Consider the following 9,223-nt stretch of genomic DNA (forward strand, 5'->3'; position numbering starts at 1 on the left):
GACGCCACGCTGCGCCGCGTCAACTCCGACTACGACGCCAAGCGCCACCGCGACCTGGCCCTGGCCCCGCCCCTGCTGCGGGTGCTGCCCCCGGGCACGTTTGCCCGCTGGCTGGCCGGCCAGGGCAAGCTCGGCGGCCAGCACAAAGTGCCCCGTTTGCTAAATTCGCGGGCCGTGCTGGAGCAGGTGCTGGCCGTGGCCGCGGGGGCCCCGGCGTAGGACAAAACTCCGTTTGCAACCAAGCAATCCAAGCTATATATTTGTCCGTAAGTAATTGCCCGACAGGCATTACACTAATGGATATTTTAGGGATTTATTTTTATGATTCTGTTGTCTTTTTGACAACCGGTGCCTAGTTCGGTTATTTTTACTACTTATCCTATCTTACCTTGCCCACCCTCTCCGTTCCCCGTCCCCCCCGCGATTCGCGCCGCTGGCGCCAGGCCGCCCAGCGCAACCGCCCCGCCGATGACCTTGAAAACCGGCCTTTTTTATGGGTCTTAGTAGCTACGATAGCCGTGGTATTGGGCGCGGTAGGCATCCTGCTAGCGCAATCGATTCGCATCAACGACCTGGCCGACCAGCCCGCGCTCATCGAGCAGTCCCGCTAAAGCGGTTCTTCCGTTTATGCATTGAGATAAAAGTTGAGGATTAAAAGTTAAAACTGCTAGTAGGCAACACTTTAACTTTTAATCCTCAACTTTTGACTTCTTTACAAAACGTACACTAACCCGGGAACGGGGCGTGGTTAGCCTGCGGGGGCCCCACGCCTCGCCTTACTCGTCCAGTAGGCCGCCGACCAAGCCCCCCAGCACGCTGCCGCTCTCCTTCTGGGCGTTGCCGCCGCCGGGGGCCAGTGCCCGAATGAGCTTTTTGACGGGCATGGATTGCAGCCAGACGCGGCCGCTGCCGCGCAGCGTAGCCAGCAGCAGCCCCTCACCCCCAAAAATCATCGATTTCAGGCCCCCAGCGCGGGCCACGCTGAAGTCGAGGCCGGGCTCGAAGGCCACCACGCAGCCGGTGTCCACGCGCAGCAGCTCGTTGTTCAGCTGCTTTTCGATGATGGTGCCGCCCGCGTGCACGAAGGCCTTGCCGTCGCCGGTGAGCTTTTGGAGAATAAAACCCTCGCCGCCGAACAGGCCGGCCCCGAATTTTTGGTTGAAGTGCAGGCTCATTTTGGTGCCCTTGGCGGCGGCCAGAAAGCCGTCTTTCTGCACAATAAGGCCCTGGGGCAGGGTACCCAAATCGAGCGGGATGATGGTGCCCGGGTACGGGGCCGAAAAGGCCACCTTGCTCTTACCATAGCTGCCGCGGTGCGTGAAGTGCGTGAGAAACAGCGACTCGCCGGTGAGCAGCCGCGTGCCGGCCGAGAACAATTTGCCCATCAGGCCCTGGTCGGGGGCCGAGCCGTCGCCCATCTTGGTTTCGAAGGCAATGGCTTCCTCCATGTACACCATGGCGCCGGCTTCGGCCACCACGGTTTCGTTGGGGTCCAGCTCAATTTCCAGCACCTGGATGTCGGTGCCCAAGATGCGGTAGTCTACGTCGTGCGAGAACATGGCGGCGGGGGCCGGCTGGTGCGCGGCCGGGGGCAAAGGTAGCCGCCCGCGCCGCCCGGCAATGGGGCCCCGGCGGCGCAATAATTTTCGCACCCGAAACGTTTCAACTAAAATATTAGTTGTACTTCGCTACCTTTAGCCACTCGCCCATTCCTCCGCCCATGCGTTGCCGTAGCCTACTCTTGCTGAGCTTACTATTGTGCGGGGCATGCGCCAGCAACCGCCCCGCTGCCAACCGCACCGACCGCCACGGCCGTAGCCAGGGCCGCTGGCGCACTTACTACGACGAGGCAGCCCGTACCCAGCCTTTCACGGCTGGGCGCTACCGCCACGGCCGGCCCGTGGGCACGTTTCGCTACTACGGGCCCACCGGGGCCCTGGCCCAAACCGAGCGCTACGGCCGCGAGGGCTACTGCGAGGTCACGTACTGGTACCCCGGCGGCCAGGTGGAGCGCCGCGGCAAGGCCCAGTGGCTGACTGGCGCCAAGGGGGCCCGCTTCTACTGGTTCGGGCCCTGGACGCGCTACACCGAAACCGGCCAGGTGCGGGCCGTCGAAACCTACACCAACGGCAGTCACACCGCCACCGACGTGTACCAGGCCGGCCGCCTCACCACTACCGAAATCTATAAAAACGGCCAGCTCATCGAAACCCGCCCCGTACAGTAAGGGGCAGCTGTAAGAATCCATTCAGTAGAAATTTGTCATTCCGACAAAGGAGGAATCTGGACAGACCCGATCAAGGATACGCCTCAGATTCCTCCTTCGTCGGAATGACAAATTTCTACTGGCCAGCTTCTGAGCATAGAGTCCTTAAAAACGGTCATGCAGAGCGTAGCGAAACATCTCTTCCACATCGCTGAACGGTTGGTTTAGTCAGCGGGAGAGATGCTTCGGCTGCGCGGACGCTAGATAAGCATGACCGGCTTTTTGAAGCCTCACCTAAAAGACCCGGGGCCCTATTCGTCGGTGGCGGGCAGCTCGCCGCGGGTTTCGGCGGCTTCGGAAGCGTCGTCGCCTTCGGATTTCTTACGCTTGGCCTCGCGGCTGGTACGCTTCATGAAGTCCTCGTCGGTTTCTTCGGGCTCAGGGGCCCCGTCTTCGTCTTCGCTCTTTTCGCCGAACTGGCCGGCGCGGTCCACCAGCTTTTTGTCGCGCACGTGGCGGCCCAAGAACTGGTTAATTTGCTCGATGCTGTAGTTGGAGGTGATTTCGCCCAGCGGGTTCACCCCGATTTCGAAGCCCTCTAACTCCTTGTGCACGCGGGCTTTTTTGTCGGGGTCGGGGGCCGCTTTTTTAGGCTTGACGGGTTTCTTGGCCATAACGAGGGTAGTGAGTGGTAATGCAAGGGGCCCCGTTGCCAAGCAAAAAGGCCGCGCCGTAGTGCATACGGCGCGGCCTTGGGCAAGGGTTGTGCGGAGGGCTACGCGGCCGGGGCCCCCAGGCGCTCCACGGCGGTGCGCAGGCGGCCGGCTACCTCGTCGGTACCGAGGATGACGAGGGTTTCGAACAGGTCGGGGCCGGCGGCGGCGCCGGTCACGGCCACGCGCAGGGCTTGCAGCACCTGGCCGGGCTTGAGGCCCTGGGCTTCCACGGTCTGGGTGAACAGGTTTTTGAGGCCCTCGGCCGAGGCCGTGGGGGCCCCGGACAACGCATCGGCGTAGGCGGCGAGGGCGTCGGCCACCTGGGGGTTCCACTTTTTGGCCACCACGGCGGGGTCGTACTCCATCGGGGCGTCGAAAAAGTACTTGGCCTCCTGCCAGAAATCCTGCGGGAAGCTCACGCGCTCCTTCATCACGCCCACAATTTGCTCGGCTTTTTCGGGGGTGCAGCTCAGGCCGTGGGCGGCCAGGGCCTCCAGCAGGTACGGGGCCAGCTCGGCATTGGGCTGGGCGCGCAGGTAGTGCTCGTTGTACCACTTGGCCTTGGCCACGTCGAACTTGGCCGGCGACTTGCTCACGCGGTCGATGGCGAAGGCTTCGATCAACTCGTCCATCGAGAAAATCTCCTGCGCCGTGCCCGGGTTCCAACCTAGGAAAGCCAGGAAGTTTACCAGCGCCTCGGGCAGGTAGCCGTCCTCGCGGTAGCCGCGGCTGACGGTGGGCTCGCCGGTTTCGGCGTCGGTGCCGTGCCACTCCAGCGGGAACACCGGGAAGCCCAGGCGGTCGCCGTCGCGCTTGCTGAGCTTGCCCGTGCCGTCGGGCTTGAGCAGCAGCGGCAAGTGGGCGAACTGCGGCATGGTGCTTTCCCAGCCCAGGTAGCGGTACAGCAGCACGTGCAGCGGCGCCGAGGGCAGCCACTCCTCGCCCCGGATGACGTGCGAAATGTCCATCAGGTGGTCGTCCACGATGTTGGCCAGGTGGTAGGTTGGCATGCCGTCTGACTTCATCAGCACCTTGTCGTCCACGGCACTGGAGTGCACCACCACCCACCCGCGGATCATGTCCTGGAAGCGGATTTCCTCCTTGCGGGGCACTTTCAGGCGAATGACGTAGGCCGTGCCCGCGTCGAGCAGGGCCTGGGTTTCGTCCTCGGGCAGCGTCAGCGAGTTGCGCATCTGGGCGCGGGTGATGCTGTTGTACTGCGGGTTGGGCACCTTGGCGGCCTGCAGGCGGGCGCGCATGGCGTCCAGTTCCTCGGGCGTGTCGAAGGCGTAGTAGGCAAAGCCGTCGGCGATGAGCTGGTCGGCGTACTGGCGGTACATGGGCTTGCGCTCGCTCTGCTTGTAGGGCGCGTGGGGGCCCCCAACGCCCACGCCCTCGTCAATCACGATGCCGCACCAGGCCAGCGCCTCCAGGATGTACTGCTCGGCGCCGGGCACGAAGCGGTTCTGGTCGGTGTCCTCGATGCGCAGGATCATGGTGCCGCCCAGCTTGCGGGCCAGCAGGTAATTGTACAAAGCGGTGCGCACGCCGCCGATGTGCAGGGGCCCCGTGGGCGAAGGCGCGAAGCGCACCCGAACGTTTCTCTCGGTCATATCACTAAAAAAAGCGCGTCCCGCCATAAAGCCGGAACGCGCCGCAAAGGTAAGGCCGGGGGCCCCGGCTAGCCGCGCCGGCCGCCCACGCGCCACAGCACGAAGCCCAGCAGCGTGATGCCGCCCCGGATGGCCCAGGCCGCGTTGGGGCCCCAGTTATTCATCCAGTTTAAAAAAACGTACTGCCCGTTGGGGTTGATCATCGGCAGCGCCGTCGAAATAATGCCGACGAATATCAAAAAGAGGCCAAGTTCTTTCATGGAAATCAGGCAAAAAAAGATTAGGAATAAGCTGGTTATCTAACGCGCCCGGGGCCCTATTTCGTATCTGCTAGGGCCCCTAAAAGTCGAAGACCAGGGACCCCAGGAGTATCGTTCAGCGGTTACCGGGCAGCCGGCGAAAAGCCGGCAGCCCGGCCCAGGGGCCCTAGGCACCTACGGCGATGCAGGAGATTTCTACTTCCACGTCGCGCGGCAGGCGGGCCACTTCCACGGTTTCGCGGGCCGGCGCGGTGGCGTCGGCGAAGTACGTGCCGTACACCTGGTTGATGGTGGCAAAGTTGCCCAGGTCCTTCACGAAGATGCTGCACTTCACCACGTTGGTGAGCTGCAGGCCGGCGGCGGCCAGCACGGCGGTGAGGTTCTTCAGCACCTGGTGGGTCTGGGCGGTCACGTCGCCGGGCACGAGCTGGCCGGCCGCGTCCAGCGGTATCTGGCCCGACACGTACACGGTGTTGCCGGCGCGCACGGCCTGGCTGTAGGGCCCAATGGGCGCGGGCGCCTGGTCGGTGAGGATGATTTGGTGGGGCATTGCTTAAATGTGAAAATGGGGAGAATGTGAAAATGAGGGGGAATGTGGAGGATGTGAAAATTGATTAATTCTCGTCAATTTTCACATCCCCCACATTTCCCCTCATTTTCACATTCTTTTTACTCCACCGTTACCGATTTGGCCAGGTTGCGGGGCTGGTCCACGTTGCAGCCGCGCATCACGGCGATGTGGTAGCTGAGCAGTTGCAGCGGAATGACCGACACGAGCGGCATCAAGGCCTCCGAGGTGTAGGGCACTTCGATGACGAACTCGGCCATGCCGGGAATCACGTCGTCGCCCTCCGTCACCACGGCGATGATGCGGCCCTTGCGGGCCTTCACCTCTTGGATGTTGCTCACCACCTTCTCGTAGGAGCTGTCGCGCGTGGCGATGACCACCACCGGCATGTTCTCGTCGATGAGAGCAATGGGGCCGTGCTTCATCTCAGCGGCGGGGTAGCCCTCAGCATGTATGTAACTGATTTCCTTGAGCTTGAGGGCCCCTTCCAAGGCCACCGGAAAGTTGTAGCCGCGGCCCAGGTACAAGAAGTTGGGCACGTCGCAGAACACGGCCGCGATGTTACGGATTTCGTCGTCCAGCTTCAGGGCCTGCTCCACCTTGGCCGGAATCGTGTCCAGCTCCACCATCAGCTCGCGCAGCTTGGTGTCGGTAATCGTGCCGCGCTTCTGGCCCATGAGCATGGCCAGCAGGGTCAGCACCGTCACTTGGGCCGTGAAGGCCTTGGTGCTGGCCACCCCAATCTCGGGGCCCGCGTGGGTGTAGGCGCCGGCGTCGGTGGCGCGGGCAATGCTGCTGCCCACCACGTTGCAAATGCCGAAGATGGTAGCGCCCTTGCTCTTGGCCAGCTCAATGGCGGCCAGCGTGTCGGCCGTTTCGCCGCTCTGCGAAATGGCAATCACAATGTCGCGCTCCGTGATGATGGGGTTGCGGTAGCGGAACTCCGAAGCGTACTCTACCTCCACCGGAATGCGGGCCAGGTCCTCCAGCAGGTACTCGGCCACCAGGCCGGCGTGCCAAGAGGTGCCGCAGGCCACGATGATGATGCGCTGGGCGTTCACGAATTTCTGCTCGTAGGCCCGGAAGCCGCCCATGTTCAGGTGGCCGGCATTCATTTCCAGGCGGCCGCGCATCGAATCCATGATGGAGCGCGGCTGCTCAAAAATCTCCTTCAGCATGAAGTGCTCGTAGCCGCCCTTCTCGATGCTATCCAGCTCCAGTTCCAGCTTCTGGATGTAGGGCGTCTGCTCCACATCTTCCTTGCTACGCAGTTCCAGCCGCCCGTCGCGGATGATGGCAATCTCGTAGTCGTTCACGTACACCACCTCGTTGGTGTACTCGATAATGGGCGTGGCGTCGGAGGCAATGAAAAACTCGCCGTCGCCGATGCCAATCACCATCGGCGAGCCCTTGCGGGCGGCGATGAGCTGGTTGGGGGCGTCGCGGCTCATCACCACGATGGCGTAGGCCCCTACCACTTCGTGCAGGGCCAGGCGCACGGCTTCTTCCAGGTTGCAGTGGTTTTGGGTCTGAATTTCCTCGATCAGGTTCACGAACACCTCCGTGTCGGTGTCCGAATGAAACTCGTGGCCTTGCTGCTGCAAGTGCGTTTTCAGGGCCGCGTAGTTCTCGATGATGCCGTTATGGATGATGGCAATCCGCTCCGAGGTAGAGTAGTGCGGGTGGGCGTTGGTGTCGTTGGGCTCGCCGTGGGTGGCCCAGCGGGTATGGCCCATGCCCACGCGGGCGTGGGTGTCCTTCTCGGCGATGTACTTCTCCAGCTCCGCCACCTTGCCTTTTTTCTTGTATACGTTCAGCTCCCCGTCGTTCATCAGGGCCACGCCAGCCGAGTCGTAGCCGCGGTATTCGAGCCGATGCAGGCCCTTAAGGATAATGGGGCAGGCCTGACGGTGGCCGATGTATGCAACGATGCCGCACATAGTAGTAAAGCGTTAAATAATTGAAGAATTACTAGAAAAAAAGCCGGCGGCCCATCCAAAGAAAGGATGGGCCGCCGACACAAAAATCACGTTACGCGCTCCGCACTAAGCGAAGCGGATGCCGCTGGAAATAGCTAACGTTAAGTACAAATACAGCGCGGTTCACAAGCAATGCAAAGCAATGAAAGGCGAAGCTACTGTTTTTTGGGTATTGGCGGGGCCCCGGGCCCCACCTCACACCATTTGCACCAAGCAATGAACTGATAATGAGCAAATAAAAAAATAGGGGCCGCCACTACGCGCTGCGTTGTTATTGCAGCTTGCCAAGAAGATGGCCGGGGCCCCGAGCGGCTTAGTTGGCCAACTCGTTGTAGAGGGCCAGGTAAGAAGAATGCAAGTTCTCGTCGGTAGCCACCTGGCTCAGGGTTTTGCGCGAGGCATACTCCTGGAACATGCCGTTCAGGTTGTCGGAGAAATCCTCGTCGGAGCGCACCACGGTGTCGGCGTAGTCCATGCCGATTTTTACGAAGCCGCTGAAGTCAGCCGTTTTCAGCGAATTCAGCATCTGGTCGTCGATGTCGAGCATCTTCGCTTTCGCCAGGATGTTGCCTTCAAATTTGTCCAGAAACTCGTTGTTATAGATCGAAAACACCGACTTGGCGTCCTTGAACACCGGGTCTTTGCGGTAAGTCGTTTTCAGGTAGAGCGGGATGAGGCCCGTCATCCAGTCCGAGCAGTGCACGATGTTCGGCGACCAGCCCAGCTTCTTCACTGTTTCCAGTACGCCCTTGCAGAAGAAGATGGCGCGCTCATCGTTATCGGCGTGGAAGTGGTCGTCCTTGTCCACCAGGGCCGATTTGCGGTGGAAGTAGTCCTCGTTGTCGATGAAGTACACCTGCAACTTAGCCGTCGGGATGGAAGCCACTTTGATAACCAGCGGCTTCTCGTCGTCGCCCACGGCAATGTTGATGCCCGAGAGGCGCACCACCTCGTGCAGCCGGTTCTTGCGCTCGTTGATGATGCCAAAACGGGGCACGAAAATCCGAATCTCACAACCCATTTCCTGCATGCCCGCGGGCAGCCGACGCAGCAGCTCTGCCACCTTCGTCGTGTTCAGGAAAGGGTCAATTTCGGTGGCCGCGTAGAGGATGCGCAACTTCGACATACAGGTGGATTTAAAGAAAAAATGAAAAGGCCATACGATGGCCGCACAAAATTACACAATTTTGGGCAGAAATTCAACCCCCTCTTTCCCGGGGCTCGGCCAACGGGCTCATTTCCCATGCAGATATTTTCTACCGTGGCCGAATTGCGCGCCTTTGCCGAGGCCGCGCGCTGCGCCGGCCACCGCCTGGGCCTGGTGCCCACCATGGGGGCCCTGCACGCCGGCCACCTCCAGCTGGTGGCCGCCGCCCGCGCCGAGTGCGACGCCGTAGTGGCCACTGTGTTCGTCAACCCCACGCAGTTCAACAACCCCGACGACTACCGCCTTTACCCGCGCTTGCCCCAGGCCGATACCGACTTGCTGGCCGCCGCTGGCTGCACCGCCGCCTTCCTGCCTAGCGCCGAGGAAATGTACCCCCAGCCGGCGGTATTGCGCTTCGACTTTGGGGCCCTGGAGCGGGTGATGGAGGGGGCCCAGCGGCCGGGCCATTTCAACGGGGTGGCCACGGTGGTGAGCAAGCTCTTCCACGCGGCGCGCCCCCACCGGGCCTATTTTGGGCAGAAGGACTGGCAGCAGGTGGCCATCGTGCGGCAGCTGGTGGCCGACTTGTCGTTCGACCTCGAAATCGTGGCCTTCCCCACGGTGCGCGAGGCCGACGGGCTGGCCATGTCCTCGCGCACCGCCGCTGGGCCCCACGGCCCGCGCCGCCGCGCCGCAGCTGCACCAGGCGCTGGCCGCCGCCGCCGCCCAGGTAG

10 protein-coding genes and 1 pseudogene are annotated in these 9,223 nt (G+C 61.9%); 4 read left to right on the forward strand and 7 right to left on the reverse strand.

Annotated features, from left to right (window positions below):
• A pseudogene (locus BEN49_RS06960) lies at positions 1–219 on the forward strand (GH3 family domain-containing protein); the annotation flags it as partial.
• A gap of 170 nt (positions 220–389) precedes the next feature.
• Positions 390–611 (forward strand): hypothetical protein, encoded by a 222-nt coding sequence (locus BEN49_RS06965; RefSeq protein WP_070742333.1) that lies wholly within the window; start codon positions 390–392, stop codon positions 609–611.
• 165 nt (positions 612–776) lie between these two features.
• Here the strand turns inward: BEN49_RS06965 and BEN49_RS06970 are convergent, their stop codons facing one another.
• The gene (locus BEN49_RS06970; protein ID WP_070742342.1) at positions 777–1,559 is read right to left on the reverse strand and encodes a TIGR00266 family protein; all 783 of its coding nucleotides are present in this window, start codon (positions 1,557–1,559) and stop codon (positions 777–779) included.
• 161 nt (positions 1,560–1,720) lie between these two features.
• Between BEN49_RS06970 and BEN49_RS06975 the strand changes: the two genes are divergently transcribed.
• Complete coding sequence (locus tag BEN49_RS06975) at positions 1,721–2,227, forward strand: toxin-antitoxin system YwqK family antitoxin (protein WP_125916587.1); 507 nt, start codon at positions 1,721–1,723, stop codon at positions 2,225–2,227.
• A gap of 290 nt (positions 2,228–2,517) precedes the next feature.
• On the opposite strand, the gene BEN49_RS06980 is transcribed toward BEN49_RS06975, so the two are convergent.
• The 6 genes from BEN49_RS06980 to BEN49_RS07005 all read right to left on the reverse strand — a co-directional run bounded on the left by BEN49_RS06980 (position 2,518) and on the right by BEN49_RS07005 (position 8,468).
• Positions 2,518–2,880 carry a hypothetical protein gene (locus BEN49_RS06980; RefSeq protein WP_070742335.1) on the reverse strand — a complete coding sequence of 121 codons (363 nt, stop codon included), beginning with the start codon at positions 2,878–2,880 and terminating at the stop codon, positions 2,518–2,520.
• 101 nt (positions 2,881–2,981) lie between these two features.
• Positions 2,982–4,535, reverse strand: coding sequence for a glutamate--tRNA ligase (gene gltX, locus BEN49_RS06985; protein WP_070742336.1), 1,554 nt, complete (start codon positions 4,533–4,535; stop codon positions 2,982–2,984).
• A 68-nt stretch (positions 4,536–4,603) separates the two neighbouring features.
• Complete coding sequence (locus BEN49_RS06990; protein WP_070742337.1) at positions 4,604–4,795, reverse strand: hypothetical protein; 192 nt, start codon at positions 4,793–4,795, stop codon at positions 4,604–4,606.
• 166 nt (positions 4,796–4,961) lie between these two features.
• A complete protein-coding gene (locus tag BEN49_RS06995) occupies positions 4,962–5,345 on the reverse strand; it encodes a RidA family protein (RefSeq protein WP_070742338.1) in 384 nt (127 codons plus the stop codon).
• A gap of 119 nt (positions 5,346–5,464) precedes the next feature.
• Positions 5,465–7,303, reverse strand: coding sequence for a glutamine--fructose-6-phosphate transaminase (isomerizing) (gene glmS / locus BEN49_RS07000; RefSeq protein ID WP_070742339.1), 1,839 nt, complete (start codon positions 7,301–7,303; stop codon positions 5,465–5,467).
• Between the two features lie 352 nt (positions 7,304–7,655).
• Complete coding sequence (locus tag BEN49_RS07005; RefSeq protein ID WP_070742340.1) at positions 7,656–8,468, reverse strand: glycogen/starch synthase; 813 nt, start codon at positions 8,466–8,468, stop codon at positions 7,656–7,658.
• Positions 8,469–8,585: 117 nt separating this feature from the next.
• On the opposite strand from BEN49_RS07005, the gene panC reads away from it, so the two are divergent.
• Positions 8,586–9,223, forward strand: a 638-nt coding sequence (gene panC / locus BEN49_RS07010) for a pantoate--beta-alanine ligase (protein ID WP_070742341.1), incomplete at its 3' end; no start/stop codon positions are given.

Source organism: Hymenobacter coccineus (assembly GCF_001816125.1).
GTDB lineage: Bacteria > Bacteroidota > Bacteroidia > Cytophagales > Hymenobacteraceae > Hymenobacter > Hymenobacter coccineus.

Excerpts from the sequence above, each read along its gene's own strand:
- BEN49_RS06975 (WP_125916587.1), top strand. The coding sequence starts at position 1,721 with ATGCGTTGCCGTAGCCTACTCTTGCTGAGCTTACTATTGTGCGGGGCA.
- BEN49_RS06970 (WP_070742342.1), bottom strand. The coding sequence starts at position 1,559 with ATGTTCTCGCACGACGTAGACTACCGCATCTTGGGCACCGACATCCAG.
- BEN49_RS06990 (WP_070742337.1), bottom strand. The coding sequence starts at position 4,795 with ATGAAAGAACTTGGCCTCTTTTTGATATTCGTCGGCATTATTTCGACG.
- gltX (WP_070742336.1), bottom strand. The coding sequence starts at position 4,535 with ATGACCGAGAGAAACGTTCGGGTGCGCTTCGCGCCTTCGCCCACGGGG.
- BEN49_RS07005 (WP_070742340.1), bottom strand. The coding sequence starts at position 8,468 with ATGTCGAAGTTGCGCATCCTCTACGCGGCCACCGAAATTGACCCTTTC.
- BEN49_RS06995 (WP_070742338.1), bottom strand. The coding sequence starts at position 5,345 with ATGCCCCACCAAATCATCCTCACCGACCAGGCGCCCGCGCCCATTGGG.
- glmS (WP_070742339.1), bottom strand. The coding sequence starts at position 7,303 with ATGTGCGGCATCGTTGCATACATCGGCCACCGTCAGGCCTGCCCCATT.
- BEN49_RS06980 (WP_070742335.1), bottom strand. The coding sequence starts at position 2,880 with ATGGCCAAGAAACCCGTCAAGCCTAAAAAAGCGGCCCCCGACCCCGAC.